Source organism: Candidatus Mycobacterium methanotrophicum (assembly GCF_023515995.1).
GTDB lineage: Bacteria > Actinomycetota > Actinomycetes > Mycobacteriales > Mycobacteriaceae > Mycobacterium > Mycobacterium methanotrophicum.
On sequence record NZ_CP097320.1, the window covers coordinates 198,073 to 223,444 of the forward strand.

Annotated in this window: 22 protein-coding genes, 1 tRNA gene, 1 other RNA gene and 3 pseudogenes; 14 read left to right on the forward strand and 13 right to left on the reverse strand. The window is 65.7% G+C overall.

The window, feature by feature from the left end:
- Positions 1-47: 47 nt before the first annotated feature.
- The 3 genes and pseudogenes from M5I08_RS01020 to M5I08_RS01030 all read right to left on the reverse strand — a co-directional run.
- Positions 48-188 (reverse strand): annotated as a pseudogene (locus M5I08_RS01020) (SDR family mycofactocin-dependent oxidoreductase); the annotation flags it as partial.
- Positions 188-3,118, reverse strand: coding sequence for an MMPL/RND family transporter (locus M5I08_RS01025; protein WP_219066932.1), 2,931 nt, complete (start codon positions 3,116-3,118; stop codon positions 188-190). The pseudogene M5I08_RS01020 and the gene M5I08_RS01025, both read right to left, overlap by 1 nt.
- A pseudogene (locus M5I08_RS01030) lies at positions 3,115-3,677 on the reverse strand (MmpS family transport accessory protein). Before M5I08_RS01030 ends, M5I08_RS01025 begins: the two are co-directional and overlap by 4 nt.
- A 186-nt stretch (positions 3,678-3,863) precedes the next feature.
- On the opposite strand from M5I08_RS01030, the gene M5I08_RS01035 reads away from it, so the two are divergent.
- Positions 3,864-4,199, forward strand: coding sequence for a DUF732 domain-containing protein (locus M5I08_RS01035; protein ID WP_370328673.1), 336 nt, complete (start codon positions 3,864-3,866; stop codon positions 4,197-4,199).
- On the opposite strand, the pseudogene M5I08_RS01040 reads toward M5I08_RS01035, so the two are convergent.
- Positions 4,196-4,720, reverse strand: a pseudogene (locus M5I08_RS01040) (dihydrodipicolinate reductase); the annotation flags it as partial. The gene M5I08_RS01035 and the pseudogene M5I08_RS01040 sit on opposite strands and share 4 nt — an antisense overlap.
- Positions 4,721-5,014: 294 nt before the next feature.
- On the opposite strand from M5I08_RS01040, the gene M5I08_RS01045 reads away from it, so the two are divergent.
- Entirely contained in the window at positions 5,015-5,260 is a 246-nt protein-coding gene (locus M5I08_RS01045) for a hypothetical protein (protein WP_219066934.1), read from the forward strand.
- Between the two features lie 282 nt (positions 5,261-5,542).
- Here M5I08_RS01045 and lucA read toward each other — a convergent pair whose 3' ends face one another.
- Both lucA and M5I08_RS01055 read right to left on the reverse strand, forming a co-directional pair.
- Entirely contained in the window at positions 5,543-6,235 is a 693-nt protein-coding gene (lucA, locus tag M5I08_RS01050) for a lipid uptake coordinator LucA (RefSeq protein WP_219066935.1), read from the reverse strand.
- A gap of 78 nt (positions 6,236-6,313) precedes the next feature.
- Positions 6,314-6,399: transfer RNA gene (locus tag M5I08_RS01055), tRNA-Ser, on the reverse strand.
- Between the two features lie 57 nt (positions 6,400-6,456).
- On the opposite strand from M5I08_RS01055, the gene ffs reads away from it, so the two are divergent.
- The 3 genes from ffs to M5I08_RS01070 all read left to right on the forward strand — a co-directional run bounded on the left by ffs (position 6,457) and on the right by M5I08_RS01070 (position 9,808).
- An RNA gene (gene ffs / locus M5I08_RS01060) (signal recognition particle sRNA small type) lies at positions 6,457-6,551 on the forward strand.
- 65 nt (positions 6,552-6,616) lie between these two features.
- Entirely contained in the window at positions 6,617-7,906 is a 1,290-nt protein-coding gene (locus tag M5I08_RS01065; RefSeq protein WP_370328549.1) for an aspartate aminotransferase type Ic, read from the forward strand.
- 135 nt (positions 7,907-8,041) lie between these two features.
- Positions 8,042-9,808, forward strand: a complete 1,767-nt coding sequence (locus M5I08_RS01070) for a DNA polymerase III subunits gamma/tau (protein ID WP_219066936.1) — start codon at positions 8,042-8,044, stop codon at positions 9,806-9,808.
- A gap of 14 nt (positions 9,809-9,822) precedes the next feature.
- Here the strand turns inward: M5I08_RS01070 and M5I08_RS01075 are convergent, their stop codons facing one another.
- Together M5I08_RS01075 and M5I08_RS01080 are read right to left on the reverse strand one after the other, a co-directional pair.
- Positions 9,823-11,133, reverse strand: a complete 1,311-nt coding sequence (locus M5I08_RS01075) for a class I SAM-dependent methyltransferase (protein WP_219066937.1) — start codon at positions 11,131-11,133, stop codon at positions 9,823-9,825.
- Positions 11,130-12,518: an FAD-binding oxidoreductase gene (locus M5I08_RS01080; protein WP_219066938.1), complete on the reverse strand. Its 1,389-nt coding sequence runs from the start codon at positions 12,516-12,518 to the stop codon at positions 11,130-11,132. The genes M5I08_RS01075 and M5I08_RS01080 overlap by 4 nt, the downstream gene beginning before the upstream one ends.
- 95 nt (positions 12,519-12,613) lie before the next feature.
- On the opposite strand from M5I08_RS01080, the gene M5I08_RS01085 reads away from it, so the two are divergent.
- Entirely contained in the window at positions 12,614-13,051 is a 438-nt protein-coding gene (locus tag M5I08_RS01085; RefSeq protein ID WP_219066939.1) for an SRPBCC family protein, read from the forward strand.
- Between the two features lie 13 nt (positions 13,052-13,064).
- Here M5I08_RS01085 and M5I08_RS01090 read toward each other — a convergent pair whose 3' ends face one another.
- The gene (locus M5I08_RS01090) at positions 13,065-13,829 is read right to left on the reverse strand and encodes an Rv3717 family N-acetylmuramoyl-L-alanine amidase (protein WP_219066940.1); all 765 of its coding nucleotides are present in this window, start codon (positions 13,827-13,829) and stop codon (positions 13,065-13,067) included.
- Between the two features lie 98 nt (positions 13,830-13,927).
- On the opposite strand from M5I08_RS01090, the gene M5I08_RS01095 reads away from it, so the two are divergent.
- Both M5I08_RS01095 and recR read left to right on the forward strand, forming a co-directional pair.
- Positions 13,928-14,263 carry a YbaB/EbfC family nucleoid-associated protein gene (locus tag M5I08_RS01095; RefSeq protein ID WP_219066941.1) on the forward strand — a complete coding sequence of 112 codons (336 nt, stop codon included), beginning with the start codon at positions 13,928-13,930 and terminating at the stop codon, positions 14,261-14,263.
- A 1-nt stretch (position 14,264) separates the two neighbouring features.
- A complete protein-coding gene (gene recR, locus M5I08_RS01100) occupies positions 14,265-14,876 on the forward strand; it encodes a recombination mediator RecR (RefSeq protein WP_219066942.1) in 612 nt (203 codons plus the stop codon).
- A gap of 90 nt (positions 14,877-14,966) precedes the next feature.
- Here recR and M5I08_RS01105 read toward each other — a convergent pair whose 3' ends face one another.
- The gene (locus M5I08_RS01105) at positions 14,967-15,671 is read right to left on the reverse strand and encodes a type 1 glutamine amidotransferase (protein WP_219066943.1); all 705 of its coding nucleotides are present in this window, start codon (positions 15,669-15,671) and stop codon (positions 14,967-14,969) included.
- Positions 15,664-16,902 carry a Mur ligase family protein gene (locus M5I08_RS01110; RefSeq protein ID WP_219066944.1) on the reverse strand — a complete coding sequence of 413 codons (1,239 nt, stop codon included), beginning with the start codon at positions 16,900-16,902 and terminating at the stop codon, positions 15,664-15,666. Before M5I08_RS01110 ends, M5I08_RS01105 begins: the two co-directional genes overlap by 8 nt.
- Positions 16,903-17,031: 129 nt before the next feature.
- Here M5I08_RS01110 and M5I08_RS01115 point away from each other — a divergent pair, with 129 nt between their 5' ends.
- Positions 17,032-18,048: a DEDDh family exonuclease gene (locus tag M5I08_RS01115; protein ID WP_219066945.1), complete on the forward strand. Its 1,017-nt coding sequence runs from the start codon at positions 17,032-17,034 to the stop codon at positions 18,046-18,048.
- 5 nt (positions 18,049-18,053) lie between these two features.
- Here M5I08_RS01115 and leuA read toward each other — a convergent pair whose 3' ends face one another.
- A complete protein-coding gene (leuA, locus tag M5I08_RS01120; RefSeq protein WP_370328550.1) occupies positions 18,054-19,874 on the reverse strand; it encodes a 2-isopropylmalate synthase in 1,821 nt (606 codons plus the stop codon).
- 133 nt (positions 19,875-20,007) lie between these two features.
- Positions 20,008-20,211 (reverse strand): hypothetical protein, encoded by a 204-nt coding sequence (locus tag M5I08_RS01125; protein WP_249763022.1) that lies wholly within the window; start codon positions 20,209-20,211, stop codon positions 20,008-20,010.
- Positions 20,212-20,377: 166 nt separating this feature from the next.
- Between M5I08_RS01125 and M5I08_RS01130 the strand changes: the two genes are divergently transcribed.
- The 5 genes from M5I08_RS01130 (at position 20,378) to M5I08_RS01150 (ending at position 25,280) form a co-directional block, all read left to right on the forward strand.
- Positions 20,378-21,643, forward strand: a complete 1,266-nt coding sequence (locus M5I08_RS01130) for an aspartate kinase (RefSeq protein ID WP_219066948.1) — start codon at positions 20,378-20,380, stop codon at positions 21,641-21,643.
- Complete coding sequence (locus M5I08_RS01135) at positions 21,643-22,695, forward strand: aspartate-semialdehyde dehydrogenase (RefSeq protein ID WP_219066949.1); 1,053 nt, start codon at positions 21,643-21,645, stop codon at positions 22,693-22,695. The genes M5I08_RS01130 and M5I08_RS01135 overlap by 1 nt, the downstream gene beginning before the upstream one ends.
- Before the next feature lie 49 nt (positions 22,696-22,744).
- The gene (locus M5I08_RS01140; RefSeq protein WP_219067007.1) at positions 22,745-23,872 is read left to right on the forward strand and encodes a DUF4185 domain-containing protein; all 1,128 of its coding nucleotides are present in this window, start codon (positions 22,745-22,747) and stop codon (positions 23,870-23,872) included.
- Positions 23,873-23,956: 84 nt separating this feature from the next.
- Positions 23,957-24,295, forward strand: coding sequence for a hypothetical protein (locus M5I08_RS01145; protein WP_219066950.1), 339 nt, complete (start codon positions 23,957-23,959; stop codon positions 24,293-24,295).
- Positions 24,296-24,839: 544 nt separating this feature from the next.
- Positions 24,840-25,280, forward strand: a complete 441-nt coding sequence (locus tag M5I08_RS01150) for a hypothetical protein (protein ID WP_219066951.1) — start codon at positions 24,840-24,842, stop codon at positions 25,278-25,280.
- Positions 25,281-25,372 lie beyond the last annotated feature (92 nt).

Sequence of the window (25,372 nt, forward strand, 5' to 3'; positions counted from 1 at the left end):
GATGCCCATTCGCCCTCCCATTGACGAAGTCACGACAATCCGGCCGGGTAGGTGAGGTCCTTCATCGGGCCGGGAGCATCCGCCGCGACGATGTCGGCTCCCTGCGCAGCCAGTGCCAACGCGTGCGCGCGTCCCTGCCCGCGCCCCGCGCCGGTGATCAATGCGACCCGGCCATCCAAAGTTGCCATTACCGTTGCTGCACCAGCCCGCCTGGCGGACTTTCTTCAGCATCCGAATGCAGCAGCTCACGAACAGCCGTGCGGGATCCGTATGGTCGCAGCATCCTGCTGGCCGGTCGCGGACGGACGTGCTGTGGCCACCAGAACCAACGTCCCAGCAGGGTGGCCAGCGACGGTGTCATGAACGACCGCACGATGAGGGTGTCGAACAACAGACCCAGAGCGATGCTGGTGCCCACCTGGGCCATGACCAGCAGCGGGCCGAACACGAACGAGGCCATGGTGGCGGCGAACACCAGACCGGCAGCGGTCACCACCGAGCCCGAGCCGGCCATGGCGCGGATGGTGCCCGTCTTCAGCCCGGCGTGAATCTCTTCCTTGAACCGGGATATCAGCAACAGGTTGTAGTCCGACCCGACCGCCAACAGCAGGATGATCGCCATCGCCAGCACCATCCAGTGCAGTCTGACGCCGAGAAGGTACTGCCACACGAGCACCGACAGGCCGAAGGAGGCGCCCAGCGAAAGCAGCACGGTGCCCACGATGACCAGGGCCGCGACAACGCTCCGGGTGATGACCAACATGATGATGAAAATCAAAGTCGCCGCAGCTATTCCGGCGATCATCAGGTCGATGTTGGAGGCGTCACGCATGTCCTTGTACAGCGCCGCGGTTCCGCCGAGGTAGACCTTTGCGCCCTCCCACGGGGTGCCCTTGATGGCCTCGTGCACCGCCTGCTTGATCGGGTCGATGTGAGCGATGCCTTCAGGGGTTGCCGGATCGCCTTCGTGCGAGATGATCAAACGAACAGCGTGGCCGTCGGGTGAGATGAACTGTTTCAGACCCCGCTGAAAGTCAGGGCTTTTGAAGGCCTCCGGCGGTAGATAGAACGTGTCGTCGTTCTTCGCTTTGTCGAAGGCCTCTCCCATGGCCGTGGCATTGTCGGACAACGCTTCCTGTTGGTCGTTGAGACCTTTCGTCGTCGCGTAGTTCGACATGATCGTCTCGAGATTTCGCTCCTGGCTGGCAATCTGTGGTGGTATCAGCGCCACCAGCTGCGGCTGAATCTGGTCTAACCTGTCCAGGTTCGCGCTGAGCTTCTCGATGTTCTCACTCACCTGGTCGATGCCGTCGAGTGCGTTGAAGATCGACCGCAGCGTCCAGCAGGCCGGGATGTCGAAACAGTGCTTCTCCCAGTAAAAGTAGCTACGAATCGGCCTGAAGAAATCATCGAAATTCGCGATGTCGTCGCGCAACGCCGCGGTGATCTGCACAGTCTCTTTGGTGAGAATCACAGTTTGATGCGTCGTATTGCTGAGATCCTGGGTGACCTGCATCTGCTGGTGCAGCGTTGCCATTGTTTTCCGGAGCTCGTCCGCTTGCTTCAGGAGGTTCTGCGCCTGTTCCTCCTGATAATGCTGGATCTGGATCCGGCCAGCGCTCTGCGCGCTCAGCAAAAAACCCAGGGTGCTGTGGTCCAGCGGAGTGCCCAGGGGCCGGGTGATGGTCTGCACACGGCCGATGCCGGGGATCCGGAAGATCGCTTTTGCCACCTTGTCCAGCACCAGGAAGTCGGCCGGATTGCGGATGTCGTGACCCGTGTCGATCATCAACAGCTCGGGGTTCAGCCGGGCCTGGGCGAAATGGCGGTCGGCGGCCGCATATCCGACGTTGGCCGGGGCGTCGGCCGGCAGATAGTGGCGGTTGTCGTAGTCGGTGGTGTAGCCGGGCAGGGCGAGCAGGCCGACAAGGGCGATAGCGATGGTCACCGCGAGAATCGGTGCGGGCCAACGGACAATCGCGGTACCGATGCGCCGCCAATTCCGGGTTTGCAATATCCGCTTCGGATCGAGGAGCTTGAAGGAGCTGGCCGCCGCGACCACCGCCGGGCCCAGGGTCAACGCCGCGAACACCGCGACCAGCAGGCCGACCGCGCAAGGCACACCCATGGTCTGGAACCACGGCAACCGGGTGAAGCTCAGGCAATACATCGCGCCGGCGACGGTCAGGCCCGAGCCCAGCACGACATGCGCGGTGCCGTGAAACATGGTGTAGAAGGCCTGTTCTCGGTCTTCGCCGACGCCGCGGGCCTCGTGGTATCGGCCCATCACGAAAATCGCGTAGTCCGTGCCTGCGGCGATCGCCAATAGCACCAGCAAGTTGTTGGCGAAGGTGGACAGCCCGATGATCCCGTAATTCCCCAGGAACGCGACGACACCCCGGGCCGCGGCCACTTCGACCATCACGATGAACAGCACGATGAAAACAGTGCTCACCGAGCGGTAGACGAAAAGCAGCATCACAATGATCACCAGAAAGGTGATGATTGTGACCGTCTTGACGCCTTTCTCGCCCGCATAAGACTGATCGGCGATCAGCGGGCCGGCGCCGGTGACGTAGGCATTGACCCCCGGCGGCGCGGGCACTGAGTTGACGATCTTGCGGACCGCTTCGACGGACTCGGTGGACAAAGTCTCACCCATGTTGCCGGCGAGGTAGGCCTGGACATAGGCCGCTTTTCCATCCGGGCTTTGTGAGCCCGCAGCAGTCAGCGGATCATTCCAGAAATCCTGGACGTGCTGAACGTGCTTGGTGTCCTGCTCGAGTCGCTTGACGATCTCGCCGTAGTACCGATGGGCGGCAGCGCCGAGCGGTTTATCGCCCTCCAGGACGATCATCGCCGAGGTGTCGGAGTTGAATTCGCGGAAGGTCGATCCGACCTTCTTCATCGCGATCATCCCCGGCGCGTCTTTCGGGCTCTGCGACACCGCGTGGTCTTTGGTGACGACCTCCAACTGCGGCACGGTGACGTTCACAAATACGGTAAGTCCCAGCCACAGCAGCACAATCGGCAGCGCAAGCCGATGGATCATCCGGGGCAGGAAGGGCGGGATCAACGGTTGCGAGACGGGCTGTGCAACCTCGGTGGTCTCACTCATGCGGACTTGTTCAGGCAGAAGGTGAAGGCATGCACTGTTTCGTTGGCGGGGGATTGATTTGTGGCCTTGACGACCGGCCCGCGCCCGTCGTTATCGTCCAGGGTGATCTTGCAGGCGATCCAATCACCGCTTCCCTGCGCCACGAGATTGGCGGGGAGGGAAGGCTGCGTTGTTGTCAACTCTGTCGACCAGGGCAGGGGTACGTTGAGGGCCTGTTGCGGCTTGGAATCTTTATCCAGATAGTCGATGGTCGCCACGCTGCCCGGCGGGCCCCAGACCTGGAGTGTTAAGACTTTCGGGTTGAACGGCTTTATCTCTTCGGCGACCGCACCGCCGCCGAAGGCGTTGCCGTGAACACCGAAGATGCCGCGCAGTCGGTACACGCAGAACCCCGAGACCGCGACCACGGCTGCGATGACCAGCACGACCCAGAAACGGGTAAGAAAGCCGAAGAGCCCCGACCGCCTGGTCGGGCGCCGGCTGGCGACCGTCGCTTCGCCAGCAACCTGGGTTGCCAGCGGCTCAGTCCTCACTCAGTCCTCGGCGCGGTGGTCGTCATGGCTTCTTTTCATCCTCAACCAAGGGCGAAGGGCGCTCAACTAATTAGCCTGTGTGCAACCTTAGCTACTCTAATCGGAATAGGCGGCAATATAGAAGTCGGGCACGGAAGGGTTTGACGATGGGTGCAAGGGCACGAGGGCGATCTGCGCGAAGAGCTGAGAACGGTACGATCCAGCTCATGAAGATCACCGGATTTGCGGTCGTCGCCATTGCCTCGATAATTGTGTGGGCGATCGGCTTGTCCGCGCCGGCATACGCAGACCCCGACACCGACTTCGACAACCAGCTCGCTGGGTACGGCATCTACGGGCCGCATGACTACAACCCGTATCTGGGCAAGATCGTCTGCCGACGGCTGGCCCAGGGCGTCGATCCCGACGCTGCGGCGTCCGCTCATTTCCTCTCCAACAACCTCCCCAGAGGTACCACTCAGGTGCAGGCGTATCAGTTCCTCGGCAGCGCGATCAGCATTTACTGCCCCGACATGGCACCCAAGCTGCAAAACATTCCGGCGCGCTAAGACGACGCAACGATGCCGCGCGGTGGCGTCAGCGGCAAATCGTTGTAGGTCGCAATGCCCGGTGCCGCCGCGACGACGGCCGGGATCGCGTTTATGGCGGGCATCGCCGTCATGATCTGCCCGAGGTCCATGAATTCTTCGATCGTGGTGGCCTCGAAATACGGCGGTGCCAGGAAGCCGACCTTGGTGGTGACCGTGGGCTGTCCGTCGATCTGAATGACCCAGCCGTCCCCGTCGATCTTCCAGTCCGGTTGCAGCGCCTGTCCTTTGCGCCACTGAACGTGGAGGTCGATGACGGTCTCGCCGGCGACGATTCCCTGCCAGCTAACGTAGACCCCGGCCACGCATCCCGCGGGGGTGGTTCACGACGCCATTTCGAGATCCGCTGTGGTTTGGGCGAATTCAGCTTCGCACCGCACGTTGTCGAGTTCGATTCCGAGCGCGTAGCCGACCAGTCGGAGGGCCTCGCCGAAGACCGCGGTGCCCTTGGCGACCATGACCTGCAGGTCGGGGTGATCGACACCGCGTATTACGACCGGGCCGCCGAGTTCTTCATGGCGGCGTCCGATCCCCGCCGCTCAGCCGCGCGGGCCAGGTTCCTGCACACGATGCGAACCATCTACGACGCAGAGCCGGACTTCATCCCATTCGGCTCCGGCTCCATGCCGGCCTACGACCTGCGGCCGGACCGCCAGAGCACTCGAGGACTTCGGGCTCACCATGATTCCCGAGTGGGAGCGCCCGGTGGCCGCAGTCCTCGACCGCTACGGCCTCGATGACGTTGCCGCCGTCGGCATCTCGCTAGGCGGGGTCTGGTGATTCGCGCGGCCGCGTTCGAGCCGCGGATCACCCATGTGGCGGCTTTCGACATCCTTGATGACGAGTTCGAGGCCGGCGCTCGTCAGATCCGGCGCGGCGCGGGAGTGGTCCTGCGCATGCTGGTCGCTGCGCATGCCCGCCGGCTCATCAATTCCATTGCATACCACGTTGCTTCGCTCAAGCCGGTCACGCAATGGGCACTGCAGCAGGGAATGCACATTACCGGCGCGGCTGGCGCATAGCCCTACGACTTCTTCCGCTCGGCCATCGCGACTAACACCCGCAGGATCTCGAATCGGGTTCGTGCCGACGTACTGCTTCTTGCGGGTGCCGACGATCACTACGTTCCGCTCAAGCAGTTGTCGCGCCAGGCGGGCAACCTGTCCAACGCGCGATCGGTGACCACGCGCATCTTCACCGCCGCCGAGCAGGCAAGCAACCACTGTCAGCTGGGCAATATCGGCGCGGCCGCGCGCTTGATAACCACGTGGCTGGACTTGACGGCGTCACCGCCGCAGAGGGCTTCAGTCTTCGACGGCGACGCCGCGGAGCGTGCGACGGCGCCGGTGCGGTCCTGAGGGTTTGCCGGTCGGGCGTCGGTTGCGCAATCCACGCGCGGCCGCCTCGACGACCTCGGCGTCGTCCAGTTCGTCGTCCGCTTTGGTGTCTTCCACTACGGGCGTCTCGTCCGCAGCCTCGGTTTCTTCGGCCTGGTCGTTCTTCTTGCGGCCGCGCGCTGACCTGCGGCGCTGCTTCTTTTCTTTCTTGGGCTTGATCGGTTTCGGCGGAGGCGGCGAAAGCTCGGCGACAAACGACAGGTAAAACCCGACAATGCCGAGCAGCGCGGTCGCGGCGGCCGCTCCGTAAACGGCGAACAGCCACTGCCCGACATTGTCGAGGTTCAACCAGATCTCGCTGATCGCGGTGCCCACAATCAGCACGCCCGCTAGCACATGGGCCACGATCGACGAGGTCTGCAGGGACAAGGCCAGTTGCGGTGTGCCGTATTCCGGCTTGCGAGCACGCAACAAGGTGAAAACCACGGGCAATGCGGCCAGGGCGATCACCACCCCGGCGACGATCCGTGCCGCCGTGCCGAGGGCGTGTGAGGTGTCGCCCATCAACTCGGGCCAGCGCGGCAGCACGAAGAAGAAATAGAGGACGCCTGCGGCGATCGAGAACGTCGCGTGCCACAGCGTGGCGACTTTGCGTCGCATGCCCCTCCTTGAGCGGGTATCCGCTCCGACCAGACCCTAGTCGATGTCGATCAGGCCTGGTCGCACCCGAACTGAGCGCGGAGGATGCGGGATTTGAACCCGCGAGGGCTATTAACCCAACCCGCGTTCCAGGCGAGCGCCATAGGCCACTAGGCGAATCCTCCGTCGGCCATGGTAGCTGAGCGTGGCGCTGTTCATTCCAGCACGAGTACTAGACTCTCGGTGGACCCCGCGCGGCGTCTATCCTGTGAACTCCCCCAGGGCCGGAAGGCAGCAAGGGTCAATGGGCTCTGGCGGGTGCGCGGGGTCCCCTAGCCGGTTCCGGTGGCGACCCGCTGCGATCGTCCCCTGTGGCTAACCAGTGTCGTCGGTGAAAGGCGGATGGTGTCGTACGACTCGCTGCGCTCCCTAGGCCGTACCGAGCTTGAGACATTACATGCCCGCCACCAGCAGGACTACGCCGAACTCCGGTCGATGAAGCTGGCCCTGGACCTCACCCGCGGCAAACCATGCAGTGAGCAGCTCGACCTGTCCAACGCCCTGCTGAGTCTGCCCGGGGATGACTACCGCGACGGCGAGGGCACCGACACGCGCAACTACGGCGGCCAGCACGGCCTGCCGGAACTACGGGCCATCTTCGGCGAGCTGCTCGGTATCCCGGTGCCCAACCTGATCGCCGGCAACAATGCCAGCCTGGAAATGATGCACGACGTCGTGGTCTTCTCGATATTGCACGGCGGTGTGGACTCGCCGCGGCCGTGGAAGGACGAGCCCGTCGTCAAGTTCCTGTGTCCGGTACCCGGGTATGACCGGCATTTCGCCGTCACCGAAACCATGGGCATCGAGATGATCTCGATCCCGATGCGCGAGGACGGCCCGGACGTCGACCTGATCGAAGAACTGGTCGACGTCGACCCGGCGATCAAGGGCATGTGGGCGGTTCCGGTGTTCGCCAACCCCACCGGGATCACCTACTCGTGGGAGACGGTTCGGCGGCTCGTCCAGATGCGCACGGCAGCCGAGGATTTCCGGCTGTTCTGGGACAACGCCTACGCGGTGCACACCTTGACGCTGGACTTCGTCCGCCAGGTCGACGTGCTCGGCCTGGCCGCCGCCGCCGGCAACCCGAACCGGCCCTACGTCTTCGCGTCGACGTCCAAGATCACCTTCGCCGGTGCCGGCGTCAGCTTCTTCGGCGGATCACTGGGCAATATCGCCTGGTACTTGCAGTACGCCGGAAAGAAGTCGATCGGGCCGGACAAGGTCAATCAATTGCGGCATCTGCGGTTCTTCGGCGACGCCGACGGGGTGCGCCTGCAGATGATGCGCCACCAGCAACTACTGGCGCCGAAATTCGCGCTGGCGCTGGAGATCTTGGACAGGCGCCTCGGTGTACCCAAGATCGCTTCCTGGAGTGCGCCGCACGGCGGTTACTTCATCAGCCTCGACGTGTTGCCGGGCACGGCGCGACGCACCGTTGCGTTGGCCAAAGACGCCGGTATCGCCGTCACCGAAGCTGGCGCGTCGTTCCCCTACCGGAAAGACCCCGACGACAAGAACATCCGGATCGCGCCGACGTTTCCGCCGATATCCGATCTGCGGAATGCCATCGACGGACTGGCCACCTGCGCCTTGCTGGCCGCCACCGAGTCGCTGCGCAAACGAGTGTGAAGTGAGAGCGGCCAGTGCGCGTTGAGGGCGGGTGTCCGGCCGAAAATCCCGCCTTGCATACACACTCGACGCCGTGAATTCACACTCGGCGCCCAGCCACTTCGGCGTCGGACGGCATCGGTAGCGTGGGAGACCGTGGCCCTCTACCGCAAATACCGACCGGCGACGTTCGCCGAGGTGGTGGGACAAGAACACGTCACCGATCCGCTGTGCACCGCCTTGTCGGCGGGCCGAATCAACCACGCATACCTGTTCTCCGGCCCCCGTGGCTGCGGCAAGACGTCGTCGGCGCGCATCCTGGCCCGGTCCCTGAACTGTGCCCAGGGGCCCACGGCTACGCCGTGCGGTGTCTGCGAGTCCTGCGTCGCGTTGGCGCCCAACGCGCCCGGCAGCATCGACGTCGTCGAACTCGACGCCGCCAGCCACGGCGGCGTGGACGACACCCGTGAGTTGCGCGACCGCGCTTTCTACGCGCCGGCCCAGTCGCGCTACCGGGTCTTCATCGTCGACGAGGCGCACATGGTGACGACGGCGGGGTTCAACGCGCTGCTCAAGATCGTCGAGGAACCCCCCAAGCATCTGATCTTCGTGTTCGCCACCACCGAACCGGAAAAGGTGCTGCCGACGATTCGGTCGCGCACCCACCACTACCCGTTCCGGCTGCTGCCGCCACGCACCATGCGGACGCTGATCGAACGGATCTGCACCCAGGAGGGCGTCGTCGTCGACGAAGCGGTCTACCCGCTGGTGATCCGGGCCGGCGGCGGCTCCCCACGCGACACTCTTTCGGTACTCGACCAGTTGCTGGCCGGTTCGGAAACCGGTCCGGACGGCAACCGGATCAGCTACCAGCGGGCACTGGGGCTGCTGGGCGCCACCGACGTCGCGCTGATCGACGAGGCCCTCGACGCGCTTGCCGCCGGCGACGCGGCGACGTTGTTCGGGGCGGTCGAATCGGTGATCGACGCCGGCCATGACCCGCGGCGATTCGCCACCGACCTGTTGGGGCGATTCCGGGATTTGCTCGTGCTGCAAGCTGTTCCAGACGCCATCGCTCGGGGGGTGGTCGACGCGCCAGAAGACGTGCTGGACCGGATGCGTGATCAAGCGGCCAGGATCGGTGCGGCGACCCTCACCCGCTACGCCGAGGTCGTGCATGCCGGCCTGGCCGAAATGCGGGGGGCGACGGCCCCCCGTCTACTCCTCGAGGTGGTCTGCGCACGGCTGTTGTTGCCGTCGGCCAGCGACACGGAATCGGCACTGCTGCAACGAGTCGAGCGGATCGAGACTCGACTGGACATGTCCGTTCCGCTCGGCGGTCAACGGCCGCAGTCCCCGCCAGCCGTCGCAGCTGACCCGGAACCCGCGCCGGCCCCGACGCAGCCCGCGCCCGGGCAGAGTGCGCCCGCTGCGGGCCCGGGTGAGCCTGGCGCGGCCGCGGTCCGCACGTTGTGGCCGACGGTGCGCGAGAAGGTACGTCGACGCAGCCGAAGCACCGAGGCGATGTTGGCCGGCGCCACCGTGCGAGCCGTCGAGGACAACACCTTGGTGTTGAGCCATGAATCGGCGCAGCTGGCCAGGCGGCTGTGCGAACAGCGTAATGCCGACGTCATCGCCGAGGCGCTCAAAGATGCACTGGGGGTGAATTGGCGGGTGCGATGTGACGCCGGCGCGTCGGACCTGACGACAACAGAGGAGCCGCCGGCGCCGGCGCGCCGCGCCGAACGTGGCAATCCAAGCAAACTTGTCGCCGGCGAGGATTCCGCTCAGCGGGCCGAAGAGGAAAGCATGCTGGCCGAAGCGAGTGGGGATGATGCGTCGGCGCCGCGCCGCGATCCTGAAGAGGCGGCACTGGAGTTGTTGCAGAACGAACTTGGCGCGCGTCGCATCGACAACAACTGAGATTCAGCTTGGGCCTAGGGCTGCCACCACGGGCGTAGCGGCAACCCGTCGGCGCCGCGCGCGTCGAGGTTGGCCGCCAGTACATGATGCAGCTGAATGTTGTTGTGCTCGAAGGCTACTCGCGATGCCGCCATGTACAAGCCCCATACCTTTGCCCTGGCCACGCCGACCTCGTTGACCGCCTCGTCCCAATGCGCATCCAGATTGCGGCACCAGTCCCGCAACGTCATCGCGTAGTGCGTGCGGAAGTTCTCCGTATGCAGCACCTCGAAACCCGCATCTTGGATGTCCGACGTGATTCGTCCCGATCCGGTCAGTTCCCCGTCGGGGAAAACGTAACGATCGGTGAAGCTGCTCGCCCGGAAGTGCGCCGTGTTGTTATTGCGGGTGATGCAGTGATTGAGCAGCAAGCCGCCGGTGCGCAACTTGGACTTGAGGAATCCGAAGTATGCCGGATAGTTCTTGACCCCGATGTGTTCGGTCAATCCGATCGACGACACCGCGTCGAACCCGGTTTCGCGGACGTCGCGATAGTCGCAGTGGCGCACCTCGGCTAACTCGGTCAGCCCCTCGGCTTCGATGGCCTGCTGGGCCCAGCAGGCCTGCTCTGCCGACAGGGTCGCCCCGATCGCCCGCACACCGCGGCGCGCGGCATAGCGAACCATCCCGCCCCAACCGCAGCCGACGTCGAGCAGCCGATCGCCCGGCTGCAGCCGCAGCTTCTCGAAGATCAGCCGGTATTTGTTGTCCTGCGCCTCTTCCAGCGCCGCTTCCGGACGCGGATAGATCGCGCAGGTGTAGGTCATCGACGGACCCAGCACCCACTCGTAAAACTTGTTGGAGACGTCGTAGTGGTGATGGATGGCCTCGGCATCACGAGCCTTGCTGTGCCGCAGGCCTTCGGCGATCCGCCGCCAGCGAGGCAGCGCTTCGAGTGGCGGTGGCGGCGCGGGTACCAGATGCTCAATGCCGACCGAGCGGATGATGCCGGCTAGCAGCCTTGCCGACGGCCTGCTGAACTTGACCTTGTCGGCCAGCAATTTGAGCAACTCGTACGGATCGCCGGCAGGCACCCCGCGCGCTTCGAGGTCACCGGAAACATAGGCCCGGGCCAGGCCGAGTTCGCCGGGAGCGGTGGCCAGGTAGGTGGTGCCGCGGGGCGTGAGCAGGTCCATTCCCAGCACGGCGTCTTCCGGTCCGGCGCAGCTGCCGTCGTAAGCGGTGAACCGCAGTGACCCTGTAGCGCCGCCGGTGACGAGCGCCAAGATCTCGGCGAGGCTCAACTTGCCTGCCGTGGCCCTCGCGGCTTCCTTGATCGTCGTCACCGCCGTTGCACCGCCTTTGCGTAGAGGTCAAGCAGACGTGAATCCGGGTCGTAGATCTTCTTGACCGTCTCGTAGGTTTCACCGCCGTAAAGCTCGTCAAACTCGTCCCGGCTATAAAAGGAGTCGGAATACAGCGACTTGTGGCCGTCCAGCGAACTGACCTTCGCTTCGATCAACCGGTTCGTCGCGCCCGGAAAAGCGCCCATCGGAACCGACGACCAGAACCCGACGTTGACGTAGGTGGAGCCGGGCGGAATCGGATACAGCGGCCAGCCGACCTTGTCGCGTAACCGTAACGGGCACAGCCAAATCGGCGTGATCGGCACGGCGTCAAGGAACCACTCCAAAAACTGGGATGTGCGCTCGATCGGCACCTCGATATCCTGCACCACCCGTTCTCGTAGGGGTCGGCCTGGCAAAAAAACACTGCGCTTCTCGATGCGGTCGGCAATGCCGAAGCGCTGGTCGAAAGCCGCCAACTTCGAGTAGACGCTGCTGCGCCGGTAGCGCCGAGGCCACCACCGCCGCACTCTGGGGTTCTGTACACCGAAAGACCGCGAGCACCAGAACCAATCGGTGTCCCATCGCCAGAGATAGTCGCACGTCGTCAACCGGTCTTCTTTGACGCCGGCGTCGTGCTGGATGGAGCGGTAGTAGATGTCTTGTCCGGTGTAGTCGCTGACTGGGCCGGGGGTGGCGGTGCGCACGCCGACGCACAAGTAGCTCTCCTCGGCGCCGAACACCACGCCGTCGAGATAGTCGACCGGCACACCGTCGAAGCCACCGGTGTCGATGATGCGGTCCATCGCTGCAACCAGATCGGTCAGCGAGTTGAACCGCACGTGCCGCAGCGCCACGAACGGCTTGATTGGTTCTAGTTCGATCCGAAGCCGTGTCGAGTAGCCCAGTGTGCCATAGGAATTCGGGAATGCCCGGTAGAGGTCGGTATGCTGCCGGGGTGAGACGGTGAGCAATTCGCCGGCGCCGGTCAGAATATCCATCTTCACCACTGACTCGTGGGGTAGGCCGTTGCGGAACGAGGAAGATTCGATGCCCAGCCCGGTGACCGCGCCGCCCAGCGTGATCGTCTTCAACTGGGGGACCACCAGCGGCGCCAGACCGTAAGGCAGGGTCGCGGCCACCAGATGCTCGTAGGTGCACATGCCGGCGACATCGGCGGTGCAAGCGTCCGGGTCGACCGAGATGACGTTCGTCAGGCCCGAGGTGTCCAGTCCGGGCCCGTCGCGTTTCGCGCGGGCGCGAAACAAATTGGAGGTGGGCTTGGCGAGTCGCACGGCCACCGTCGCGGGAATCGAACGATAGCTCGCCAGCAACCGCTCGACGCCCGCCGCATGAGCCGCCGGCGCGGCTGCAGGGACTCCCACCGGATATACGCTAGTCCCCGATACCGGCCGGCGCAGGAACAGCGAAGCCAGGCATGGCGCCGGCCACAACACCTGCACAGAGGAGTTTTCGCCTGATGGGACACGTCAGTGCAGCCAGCACCATCTTGATCAACGCCGACCCCGCAACGGTGCTGTCTGCCGTCAGTGACTACCGAGGAGTCCGCCCCAAAATCTTGTCGTCGCACTACCGCGACTACCAGGTGCTGGAAGGTGGGCAGGGGCAGGGAACTGTCGCCAGCTGGAGGCTGCAGGCGACTAAGTCCCGGGTTCGCGATGTCCGGGCCAACGTCGACGTCGCCGGCCACGCCGTCATCGAAAAGGACGCCAACTCGACGATGATCACCAACTGGACGGTGGCTCCCGCCGGGCCGGGTTGCAGCGTCACGGTCACGACCACGTGGGCGGGAGCCGGTGGCGTGAAGGGCTTCTTCGAGAAGACGTTCGCGCCGCTGGGGCTGAAAAAGATCCAGGGCGAGGTGCTGGCAAACCTGAAAAAAGAGCTGGAAAGCTAGCCGGGCAATCGGCCTAGCGGGCTTGACCTTGGCTGCCCAAATAGCCGGCGATGCCCCTGACCACGGCGTCGGCATATTTCTGCCGGCCCTCCGGCGTTTCCATCAGCGCAGAGTCGGCCGGGTTCTTCATGTTGCCGCACTCGACCAGGACCGACGGATACTGCGCCAGGTTCAGCCCGGCCAGGTCCGAACGCCCGTACAAACCGTCCTGGCCGATGTAGTTAGCCGGCGGAATGCCTGACGCCTGCATTTGGTCCCGCATGACCCGGGCGAACTGCACCGACGGGCCTGCCTGCGTTTGGTTGAGCGGCGGCGCCGAGTAGTTCACGTGAAATCCGCGACCGTTCGGCGGACCGCCGTCGGCGTGGATGGACACGACCGCGTTCGGGTGTAAAGCGTTGGCCATCTCGGCGCGCTGGTCGACGCACGGGCCCAGCGCGTCGTCGTTGCCCCGGGACATCGCCGTGCGTGCTCCGAGCGCGTTGAGTTCGGCGCGGATCCGCAGCGCAGTGTCCCAGGCGAAGGTGTGCTCCGGATAGCCGTCGTTGGTTGAGGTCCCACTGGCCTGGCAGTCCTTGGTGCCGCCGCGACCGGTGGGCACCTGACGGCTGATTGATGCGTCGTTGGCGCCGTTGTGTCCGGGGTCGAGGAACACGATCATGCCGGCGACGTTGCCGGGGGCCGCGACGGCTGCCGGCGAAGTGGCGGTGGCAGTCACGGCGGTCACAGTGCCGACGGCTATCGCGGCGCCGACACGCAGGCGATCTCGTACACGCACGCCGTCACCGTAGCCTGCCGCCGTCTAGGCTGGAAGCTCCGACCCGCCCGTGAGCCTTGGGCGAAACCGAGCCGAGACCAAGATGCAAGGGGACCGTCATGCAACCCGGAGGCCCGCCCGACATGTCGGGCTTACTCGCCCAGGCGCAGCAGATGCAGCAACAGCTGATGGCTGCCCAGCAGCGCCTCGCCAACGCCGAGGTGCGCGGAAAAGCCGGCAACGGCCTGGTCGAGGTGACCGTCAAGGGCAGCGGGGAGGTCGTGGCGGTGAAGATCGATCCCAAAGTCGTCGACCCAGACGATGTCGAGACGCTGCAGGACTTGATCGTCGGCGCGCTCACCGACGCGTCGGCGCAGGTCACCGCGATGGCGCAGGAGCAGCTGGGTCCGCTGGCCGGCGGCATGGGCGGCGCGCTGGGCATGCCGGAGTCCTGACTTGTTCGAGGGGCCCGTTCAAGATCTGATCGACGAGCTCGGCAAGCTGCCGGGGATCGGGCCGAAGAGCGCGCAGCGCATCGCCTTTCATTTGCTGTCCGTCGAACCGCCTGATATCGACAGGCTCACCGCGGTGCTGGCCAAAGTCCGTGACGGCGTGCGGTTTTGCGCGGTATGCGGAAATGTCTCCGACGACGAGCGTTGCCGGATCTGCGCCGACCCGCGCCGGGACGGCACGCAGGTCTGCGTCGTCGAGGAGCCCAAGGACATCCAAGCCGTCGAGCGCACCCGCGAATTTCGCGGCCGCTACCACGTTCTTGGTGGGGCACTCGATCCGCTGTCCGGAGTCGGTCCCGAGCAATTGCGCATCCGCGAGCTGTTGAACCGGATCGGTCAGCAGGTCGACGGGGTCGACATCACCGAGGTGATCATCGCGACCGACCCCAACACCGAAGGCGAGGCGACCGCCACCTACTTAGTCCGCATGCTGCGCGACATTCCCGGCCTGGTCGTTACGCGGATCGCTTCCGGGCTGCCGATGGGCGGTGACCTGGAATTCGCCGACGAGCTGACGCTGGGCCGCGCGCTGACCGGCCGCCGCGCGATGGTCTGACAGGCCGCGAGATTGCGTCCAGGGCTGTTGATGCGGCACTGACTACAACCCTGTGTGCAATCTCGCGGCGTAAGTCCTAGCCGGGCTTCGCTAGGCCCGCAGCCGCTCGCGGCGCAACAGGTCTACCTCGGGCAGCTCCAGCGGCGCCAGCTCACCCACCACCTTGCTCAGCAGCAGATCGGCTAGCTCCGGATTACGGGCCAAGCAGGGCCCGTGCATATAGGTGGTGATGACGCTGCCCTGCACCGCGCCGTCGAAGCCGTCGCCGGCGCGGTTGCCGGCCCCCTTCTTCACGGCGCCCAGCGGCGACGCCGAATCACCGAGCACCGTGCCGCCGCGATGGTTCTCGAAACCTGTCAGCGGTTGCGTCAACCCGGCCAGCAACGGCGTGCTGACCACCTCCCCGATCGTTCGCATCGGCTGCGGCGAGGTGGTCACGTCGAGCAGACCCACGCCGTCGACCCGTTCACCCGCCGACGTCTCATACCACTGGCCGAGCACCTGGATGGCCGCGCAGATCGCCAGCACCGGTGCGCCGCGGGCCACCGCGCGCTGCAATCCCGGGTGGCTGATCAGATGCCTGGTCGCCAGCCGCTGCGCATAGTCCTCGGCCCCGCCCAGCGTGTAGAGGTCGAGGCTGTCGGGCACCGCGTCGGCCAGCGTGACCTCGACGATCTCGGCGGCGATGCCGCGCAGCCGCAGGCGTTGCCGCAGCACCGCCGCATTTCCGCCGTCGCCGTACGTGCCCATCACGTCGGGCAGCACTAGCCCGATTCGCACCGCCGAGTCATCCATCACGAGCCAGTCTGCGCTGCAACTGCAGGAACGCGGTGTAGTTGGCGACGACCTCGACGGATCCGGGCGGACGCGACGCGATGGCCGCCAGCGTGTCATGCACCAGGGTGTGTTTGACGTCGGCGTACCCCAACCGCACCGCCAGGTCGGTTCCGCGTTCGCCGGCGGCTACCACCGGAACACCGTCGAACTGCTCGAAGCGCACGTCCCAAAGCCACGACAGATCTTCGCCGTCGGGCACCTGCCCGTTGACCGAGATCACCACGCCGGCCGCGTCCTTGTCCACCATCGACAGCGCTTCCTGCCATCCGGCGGGATTCTTGGCCAGCAGCATCCGCACCGTGTGCGCGCCGACGCGCATCGTGCGGTAGCGCCCGGCGACCTCGTCGACCGAGGACACCGCGGTCACCGCGGCTGCCGGGTCGGCGCCCATCGCGACCGCGGCGGCCACCGCCTGGGCGGCATTGCCGCGGTTCACCGAGCCGGGCAGCGCCAGCCGCATCGGCAGTGCCAGCCCGTCGGGCCCGTGGAGCATGTCCCCAGACTCTTTGTCGAACCACCAGTGCGGGCTGGGCCGTTTGAAGTCGGCCCCGGTGGAATACCAGTGGCCCTGATCGCGAACGATCACCTCGCCGCTGCGTGGGCAGCTGACCGAGTCGGCGGCCCAGCCACCGCCGGCGGCCACCCACACCACGTTGGCGCTGTCGTAGGCGGCCGAGGTCATCAACACGTCATCGCAGTTGGCGACGACGACGGCCTGCGGGTGTCGGGCCAGTCCGGCCCGCAGCCTGCGCTCGATCACGTTGGTTTCCCCGACCCGGTCCAGCTGGTCACGAGACAGGTTGAGCAGGACGATCACGGCGGGCTCGATCGCGTCGGCGACGTGCGGCACGTGCATTTCGTCGACCTCGAGGACGGCCAACGCGGCGTCGCGGTCAGCGGCCAGCGCGGCCACCAGCCCGGCGTCCATATTGGCGCCTTCGCCGTTGGTGGCCACCGATCCCAGCGTTCCCAGCGCTGCCGCGGTCATTCGGGTGGTCGTCGATTTGCCGTTGGTTCCGGTGACGACGACGCTGCGCCGGCCGGTGCCGAGCTGGCGCAGAATCGAACGATCCAGCGTCATGGCCACCAGGCCGCCGATCATCGCGCCTGCCCCTCGGCCGGTCACCCGTGAGACCCATCGCGCGCCGGCTCCGGCGGCGAGAGCCAGGCGCCCTCGGGTGGTGATCACCCGGGTGAGTTTAGGGCGATCGCAAGCTCGGTGCTTTCCCGAGCGCAGCGGGTCGGCCTCGTCGAATGAAGTTCACGACACGACGCGCACCGACCCGGCGATGTCGGCTCGACGTGCCATCCTCCATTTATGCCCGACAACCCGGTGGCAACCCCGACGACGACGGGCTGGGGCCGTCCGGCTTCAGACCCCGACGCGGGATGGGCCGTCATCGACGTCGAAACCTCGGGCTTCAGACCGGGCAGCGCGCGGGTCATCAGCCTCGCGCTGCTGGCTCTGGACGCCGACGGCCAAGTGGAGCAATCCGCGGTCAGCCTGCTCAATCCGGGTGTCGATCCAGGGCCCACCCACGTTCACGGCCTGACCACTGCGATGCTCGAGGACCAGCCGCAGTTCGCCGACATCGTCGGCGATGTCGTCAAGTTATTGCGCGGCCGCACGCTGGTCGCGCACAACGTTGCGTTCGACTATTCCTTCCTCACCGCGGAGGCTGAGATGGCCGACGTCGAACTGCCGATCGACACCGTGATGTGCACGGTTGAGCTGGCGCGGCGGTTGGAACTGGGTATCGACAACCTGCGATTGGAGACCTTGGCCGCGCACTGGGGGGTGACTCGACGACGCCCGCATGATGCGTTCGATGACGCCGTGGTGTTGACCGGCGTGCTCGCGGCCGCGCTGGAGCACGCCCGCGAACGCGACGTCTGGCTACCCGTACGCCCGGTCACGCGCCGGCGTTGGCCCAGCGGCAGAGTCACCCACGAGGAGCTGCGACCCCTGAAGATGCTGGCGTCCCGGATGCCGTGCCCTTATCTGAACCCCGGCCCGTATGTCCGCGGCAGGCCGCTGGTGCAGGGCATGCGGGTCGCGCTGGCAGCCGAGGTGGAACGGACGCACGAGGAGCTGGTCGAGCGCATCCTGCACGCCGGGTTGGCCTACGCCGATGCTGTTGACCGAGAAACCTCGCTGGTGATCTGCAACGACTCCCGTCCGGCACACGGCAAGGGCTATCTGGCTCGCGAGTTGGGCGTGCCCGTCGTTTCCGACGCGAACTTCATGGATTGCGTTGCGACGGTGGCCAGCGGCACCGGTGTCGCGGAGTTCATCGACACCGCCCACGCGGGCGAGCAGTGCGCGCTCTTTTAAAGAATTCAGTGTCGCGCGGCCCGATTCACCGCCGAGACCACGGCGCGCAGCGACGCGGTGGTGATCGACGGCGCGATGCCCACGCCCCACACGACCTTGCCGGCCACCGACGCCTCCACGTACGCGGCGGCCTGCGCGTCGTCGCCGGCGCTCATCGCGTGCTCGGAGTAATCCAGCACGGCCACGTCGAAACCGACGGTGCCCAGCGCATCGACGAACGCGGCGAGCGGGCCGTTGCCCGAACCGCTGATCTCCGTCTCCACCCCATCGATCTTGACCGTCGCCGCGATCAGGGTCGCGCCGTAGTCCACGTCGGATGCCTCGACCCGCTGCTTGATCCGCTCCAGCGGTCGCACCGGCGCCAAGTACTCCTCGGCAAACGCATCCCACATCGCCTTGGGGCTGACCTCGCCGCCTTCCCCTTCGCTGATTTTCTGAATCACGCCGGAGAATTCGATCTGTAGCCGTCGCGGCAACGCCAGGCCGTGATCGGCCTTCATGATGTAGGCCACCCCGCCCTTGCCCGACTGCGAATTGACTCGGATCACCGCCTCGTAGGTGCGCCCGACGTCGCGCGGATCGATCGGCAGATACGGCACCTGCCAGAGCATGTCGTCGACATCGGAATCCGCCTCATCGGCTGCCACCTTCATCGCATCCAGGCCCTTGTTGATGGCGTCTTGGTGGCTGCCGGAGAACGCCGTGTAAACCAGGTCGCCGCCGTACGGGTGACGTTCAGGGACCGGCAGCTGGTTGCAGTACTCGACTGTGCGACGGATCTCGTCGATGTTGGAGAAGTCGATCTGCGGGTCGACACCGCGGGAGAACAAGTTCAGGCCCAGCGTCACCAAGCAGACGTTCCCGGTCCGCTCGCCGTTGCCGAACAGGCAGCCCTCGATGCGGTCCGCACCGGCTTGGTAGCCCAATTCGGCTGCGGCGACGGCGGTTCCGCGGTCGTTGTGCGGGTGCAGGCTCAGGATGACCGATTCCCGGTTCGCCAAGTTGCGGCTCATCCACTCGATCGAGTCGGCGTAGACGTTCGGCGTGGCCATCTCCACTGTGGCGGGCAGGTTGAAGATGATCGGGTTGTCCGGCGTCGGGGCGATGATCTCGCCGACGGCGTCGCAGACCTGCTTGGCGTATTCCAGCTCAGTGCCGGTGTAGGACTCCGGCGAGTACTCGAACCGCCACTGCGTGCCCGGATACTTCGCGGCCTCCTCGACGCACTTGTGCGCGCCGTCGGTCGCGATGGCCCGGACCGCGGCCCGGCCGGCGCGGAAAACCACCCGGCGCTGCAAGATCGACGTCGAGTTGTAGAAGTGCACGATCACGCGGCGCGCTCCCTCGCACGCCGCAAAGGTTCGTTCGATCAGCTCCGGACGGCACTGGGTCAGCACCTGGATGGTGACGTCGTCGGGGATGGCGCCCTCGGCGATGATCTGGCGGACGAAGTCGAAATCGGTCTGGCTGGCGGCCGGGAAGCCGACTTCGATTTCCTTGTAGCCCATGCGGACCAGCAGCTCGAACATGCGCCGCTTGCGGGCCGGGCTCATCGGGTCGATCAGCGCCTGGTTGCCGTCGCGCAGGTCCACCGCGCACCACAGCGGCGCGCGGGTGAGTACGTTGTCGGGCCAGGTACGGTCGACCAGCTGGACCGGCTCGACTTCCTCGGCGACTGACCGGTACCGGCTGATCGGCATCGATGACCCACGCTGGGTGTTCCAGGCCGGCTGGCCCGCGTTGGGTTGGCCGGCGGGTTTGATGATCGTTCGAACGGACTTGAATACGTCAGGGGAGTCGCCCGACGGTTGAGAAGAGCTAGTCACGGTTGTTGCTCCGGAGAATGAGGAGGGGCGCCTGAGTGGCGGCGACCGGCGCATCGCGAACACCCGCGACGGGAAGCCGGTCTCGGTCAGGCCCCGTCGCGGCGTCCGAGAAGGAGCGCCCGCTGCACGTTGGCTACTGTACCGCGCCCGCCCGGTTACCCAAAGCCCGCGGCCGCTGGTCCCCGGCCGCGACGACCTTGACCGGGATGTGGGTGTTCTCGTCGGTGTGACAGATCCTTGCCGGATAGTCACGCTCATCTGGTTCGCCATCCCATAAGACGCTGGCCACCCCGACGACCCCGTCCTCAGCCTGAGCCTCGCTGCTGTTGGATATCAAATGCTGGTGAAGCGTGGTCGAGCATTGTGTGTTCCGGCGGCCGGCTACGGTGCATGGGCCGCATCGTCGCCCGTCCGATCCACGTATTCTGTTTTCGACCCAACCCTCGCGATGCGCAGGAACTCCCCGGCCGCAAGCAGGCGGACAGGGCTTAGAAGGGATCTAAGTGGCACTCGTCGTGCAAAAGTACGGCGGATCTTCGGTGGCCGACGCCGAGCGGATCCGCCGGGTCGCCGAGCGCATCGTCGAAACCAAGAAGCGGGGCGACGACGTCGTTGTGGTCGTCTCGGCGATGGGCGACACGACTGATGATCTGCTGGAGCTGGCCCAGCAGGTATGCCCGGCGCCGCCTGCGCGGGAACTGGACATGCTGCTGACCGCCGGCGAGCGAATCTCCAACGCGCTGGTGGCCATGGCGATCGAATCGCTGGGCTCCAACGCCCGCTCGTTCACCGGATCGCAGGCCGGTGTGATCACGACCGGGGCGCACGGCAAAGCCAAAATCATCGACGTCACCCCTGCCCGGCTGCGGTCGGCGCTCGACGAGGGACTGGTCGTGTTGGTCGCCGGATTCCAGGGCGTCAGCCAGGACACCCGCGACGTCACCACGCTCGGCCGCGGCGGCTCCGATACCACCGCGGTCGCCTTGGCCGCGGCGCTGGGCGCCGACGTCTGCGAGATCTACACCGACGTCGACGGCATCTTCAGCGCCGATCCGCGCATCGTGTCGAATGCCCGCCGGCTTGACACGGTCACCTTCGAAGAGATGCTAGAGATGGCCGCGTGCGGCGCGAAGGTGCTGATGCTGCGTTGCGTGGAATATGCCCGTCGCTACAACATTCCGGTGCACGTCCGGTCGTCGTATACGAACAAGCCGGGCACCGTCGTCACTGGATCGATCAAGGACAAGCACATGGAAGATCCCATCCTCACCGGAGTCGCGCACGACCGTAGCGAGGCCAAGGTGACCGTCGTCGGGATCCCCAACATCCCGGGCTACGCGGCCAAGGTGTTCCGCGCCGTCGCCGACGCCGACATCAACATCGACATGGTGTTGCAGAACGTCTCCAAGATCGAGGACGGCAAGACCGACATCACGTTCACCTGCCCGCGGGACAACGGCCCGCTCGCGGTGGAGAAACTGGACTCGCTCAAAGACCAAATCGGTTTCAGCCAAGTGCTGTACGACGACCACATCGGCAAGGTGTCGCTGATCGGCGCCGGCATGCGCAGCCATCCCGGTGTCACCGCCGCGTTCTGTGAGGCGCTGGCCGGTGTCGGGGTCAACATCGACTTGATCTCGACGTCGGAGATCAGGATCTCGGTGCTGTGTCGGGACAGCGAGCTCGACAAGGCCGTCCTCGCCATCCACGAAGCCTTCGGCCTGGGCGGCGAGGAAAATGCGACGGTGTATGCGGGGACGGGTCGCTGATGAGCGGTTTGGCGATCGGGGTAGTCGGCGCCACCGGACAAGTGGGCCAGATGATGCGCACGCTGCTCGACGAGCGTGGCTTCCCGGCAACCAGCGTGCGGTTTTTCGCCTCGGGCCGCTCCCCAGGCCGCAGGCTGACCTTCCGCGGCCAGGAAATCGAAGTCGAGGATGCGCAGACGGCGGATCCGACGGGCCTTGACATCGCGCTGTTCTCGGCCGGCGGGGCGATGTCGCGGGTACAGGCGCCGCGGTTCGCGGCGGCCGGCGTGACGGTGATCGACAACTCGTCGGCGTGGCGCAAGGACCCGGAGGTGCCGCTGGTGGTCTCCGAGGTCAACTTCGCGCGGGATGTCGTCGGCGGCGCCCGGTCCCTCAAGAAAGGCATCATCGCCAACCCGAACTGCACGACGATGGTCGCCATGCCGGTGCTCAAGGTGTTGCACGACGAGGCGCAGTTGGTGCGCTTGGTGGTGTCGAGCTACCAAGCCGTCTCAGGAACCGGGCTGGCCGGCGTCGAGGAGCTCGCCACCCAGGCACGTGCGATCATCGACGACGCCGAGCAGCTGGTGCACGCCGGCAGCGCGGTGGCGTTCCCCGAGCCGAAGGCTTACGTGGCGCCCATCGCATTCAACGTCGTCCCGCTGGCCGGGAAACTGGTCGACGACGGCTCCGGCGAGACCGACGAGGACCAGAAGCTGCGCCACGAAAGCCGCAAGATCCTGGGCATTCCGGGCTTGCTGGTCAGCGGAACCTGTGTGCGCGTCCCGGTGTTCACCGGCCACTCGCTGTCGATCAATGCCGAGTTCGCTCAACCACTGTCGCCGCAGCGCGCCCGTGAACTCCTTGACGGCGCGCCGGGGGTGAAAGTGGTTGACGTACCGACTCCGCTGGCCGCCGCCGGTGTCGACGAATCGCTCGTCGGCCGGATCCGTCAGGACCCCGGCGTGCCGGACGGACGCGGCCTGGCGTTGTTCGTCTGCGGCGACAATCTGCGCAAGGGTGCGGCATTGAACACTATTCAGATCGCCGAGCTGCTGGCCCCTGAGCTGTGATCCGCAGGTGAGCCCTGCCGACTACCGTCCGGTGCCGCGCAGCTCGCTGATGCTCGTATCTGTTGCGTGTCTGCTTGTCCACCATAGTGTTTCGCCTGCACATGCCGATCCGCCGGCTCCGATGCCTGAGCCGGTACTGCAGCCGCTGGCTGCGGGCCAGGTGATGCGGATCGGTCCGACTGCCGGGACCGGCACGCCCACCCGCGACTACGGCATCGGCGCCACCGACTTGTGCGCGTTCATGGAATTCCCCACCGAAGTCCTACAGGTCTGCGGCGACAGTTTCGCCGGTCAGGGAGTCGGCTTCGGCGGCTACTACTCGCCGATCGCCTTGAGGGTGGACACGTCGTCGGTCGACGACCCGGCCGGAGTCCGCTATACCGGAGTCACCGGCATCACGCCGCCGCTGCTGGCCGACCCGACGCCGGTGGGCGCATCGCAGTTGCCGGCCGGTGTCGTGCAGATCAACCGGCAGAACTATCTGCTTGTCACCACCGCCATAGAACTAGTGCCGCAGAACTCCCGGCTGGTGAAAGCCGAACCCGTACAAGGGTTTTGGCGGACACTTCCGGGTTCGGTGCGGGAGGCGTCCTACCAGGGCGGCCAGCAGACCCAGATCAGCGGCTACTACGACCCGATACCCACAGCGGGGTCAGCGGCCGGGTGGGTGTACATCGTCGCCGACAACTTCGATCGCAGTCAACCAGCGGTGCTGTACCGAGTCGCACCAGAGAACTTCGGCGACCGATCCCGATGGCAAGGCTGGGCGTCCGGCGCCGACGGCGGTTGGAACAAGGCGCCAACTCCGTTGTGGGCGGACTTGATTGGCGAGATGAGTTTTAAGCAGATCGAGGGCAAGGCGGTGCTGTCGTATTTCAACGCCAGCACCGGCAACATGGAGGTCCGGGTGGCCGACGGCCCGACCTTGCTGGGCACCGCGCCGGTGACCACCGTAGTGCAACACGACGACTGGCCCGATCCCGCGGAAAGCCTGCCGCCGCCGGAAGACAACCGGCTGGCCCAGCCATACGGCGGGTACATCTCACCGGGTTCGACACTGGACGAATTGCGGGTGTTCGTCAGCCAGTGGCATAACAGCGATCCGCGGGCACGAGCCCCGTACCGGGTCATCCAATTCGCGGTCAACCCGTTCAAACCCTGGTCAGACGACAATTGACGGGTTTTTCGGCGTCGCAACTCATATGTTCTTCATAGGTGGTACCTAGCTCGCCCTATCCGTTGCCAACGCATCCTTTCTTACATGAGCGAAACACCTGAAACGCCAACCAGGCCGACTACCGTCGCCACCACACCAACGACCGAGCCAGTCAGACCGTATTGGCTCTACCGGTTCGCGTCGTGGGTTGTGATCGTCGCCGGCATCCTGTTTATCGTCACGACCATTTTCTTCGCCGGCTTCAAGATCGCCGGACACCACCACTATCACCACGGCTGCCGCCACCACATGGGGCAACACCACGGCATCGGTCCGGGGACCGGCTTCCACAACGGGGCGCTCAGTCCGGGGGGTGCTGCCAGCCCGGGGCCGTCCGTGCCGCCGCAGTCCCTCGCTCCGTCGCTGGCTCCGGCCCACCCGTAGTCCCGCAACTCTGGCCGCGAGCCCGGCGTCCCGTCACGGGGCGCCGGGCTTCGTCCAGTCGCGGCCATTGCTGAGCTGAGGCATTAAGGCGAAGCGTGAGCGAGACACCTCAGCCGTCGATTCCGCCGTCTCCCGTCGCGCCGCCGCCCGTCGGGCCGCGGCAGGAGCAATCTGAGCGGCTCTATCAGGTAGCGGCGTGGGTGGGGATCATTGCGGGAGTCCTGCTTATCGCCGTGGTCTCGCCCGTAGGTTCGTCGGGGCTTGTTACCAGACGCCGCTGAGGTGCCGAGTCTGCGCTGGTGGCGTCGAGCCTGCGTTGAGCGCTAGCTTTTCCGCCCCGCTATTTCGCTCACTGGGCACAGGTGACTTATCCGCTGGTGATCAAGACGATACGAGCCGTGTAACGGGAGACTGTTAAGCACGGTTCCGTGAGAGCCCGGGGGTGAGATTCCCCCGGGCTACTCGACACCACTCAGCCGGAAGACACGCCACGTTCAAGAACGCGGTGTTTGATCGTCGGCGTGCACGTCGGCATTATTGAGGGATGACCCAAGCACCCGAGCACCAGACCCCGCCGCCGCCCCCGGGCCCGCCACCACCACCACCTCCGCCGCACTTAGCGAAACCGCCGCGGCTCTACCAGGCTGCGGCGTGGGTGGTGATCGTCGCGGGCATTGTTTTCGTCGTGGCGGTGATCTTCTTCGCTGGTGCCGCAGTCGCCTGGCACGAGCACCCGTTCCGCTATCACCACGGCATGTTTGGTCCCGACGGTCCCGAAGGTCCGCCTCCCGGCGGGATGTTCTTCCCCGGACCGTTTTTACCGGGCATGGGTCCCGGTTCGCCCGGCGGACCGATGATGCCCGGACCGGGCATGGGACCGGGCATGGGACCGGGCATGGGACCGGGCATGGGACCGGGTGGCCCCGGCGGCCATGGCGGCCATGGCGGCGGTCACGGCGGTCCGCCCGGGGCTCCCACGCCGTAGTCCAGCCAAAACACTTGCGGCGCATCGACATTCGAGGGCCGCGGTCATCGCAAACGTGAGCAGAACCGCTGCGGCGAGCACCTCCGGCTTTT

Coding starts and splice junctions, on each gene's coding strand:
- M5I08_RS01140 (WP_219067007.1), top strand. CDS start 22,745: ATGCTCGTATCTGTTGCGTGTCTGCTTGTCCACCATAGTGTTTCGCCT.
- M5I08_RS01135 (WP_219066949.1), top strand. CDS start 21,643: ATGAGCGGTTTGGCGATCGGGGTAGTCGGCGCCACCGGACAAGTGGGC.
- lucA (WP_219066935.1), bottom strand. CDS start 6,235: ATGCGACGCAAAGTCGCCACGCTGTGGCACGCGACGTTCTCGATCGCC.
- M5I08_RS01115 (WP_219066945.1), top strand. CDS start 17,032: ATGCCCGACAACCCGGTGGCAACCCCGACGACGACGGGCTGGGGCCGT.
- M5I08_RS01105 (WP_219066943.1), bottom strand. CDS start 15,671: ATGGATGACTCGGCGGTGCGAATCGGGCTAGTGCTGCCCGACGTGATG.
- M5I08_RS01065 (WP_370328549.1), top strand. CDS start 6,617: ATGGTGTCGTACGACTCGCTGCGCTCCCTAGGCCGTACCGAGCTTGAG.
- M5I08_RS01150 (WP_219066951.1), top strand. CDS start 24,840: ATGACCCAAGCACCCGAGCACCAGACCCCGCCGCCGCCCCCGGGCCCG.
- M5I08_RS01145 (WP_219066950.1), top strand. CDS start 23,957: ATGAGCGAAACACCTGAAACGCCAACCAGGCCGACTACCGTCGCCACC.
- M5I08_RS01085 (WP_219066939.1), top strand. CDS start 12,614: ATGGGACACGTCAGTGCAGCCAGCACCATCTTGATCAACGCCGACCCC.
- M5I08_RS01095 (WP_219066941.1), top strand. CDS start 13,928: ATGCAACCCGGAGGCCCGCCCGACATGTCGGGCTTACTCGCCCAGGCG.
- M5I08_RS01025 (WP_219066932.1), bottom strand. CDS start 3,118: ATGAGTGAGACCACCGAGGTTGCACAGCCCGTCTCGCAACCGTTGATC.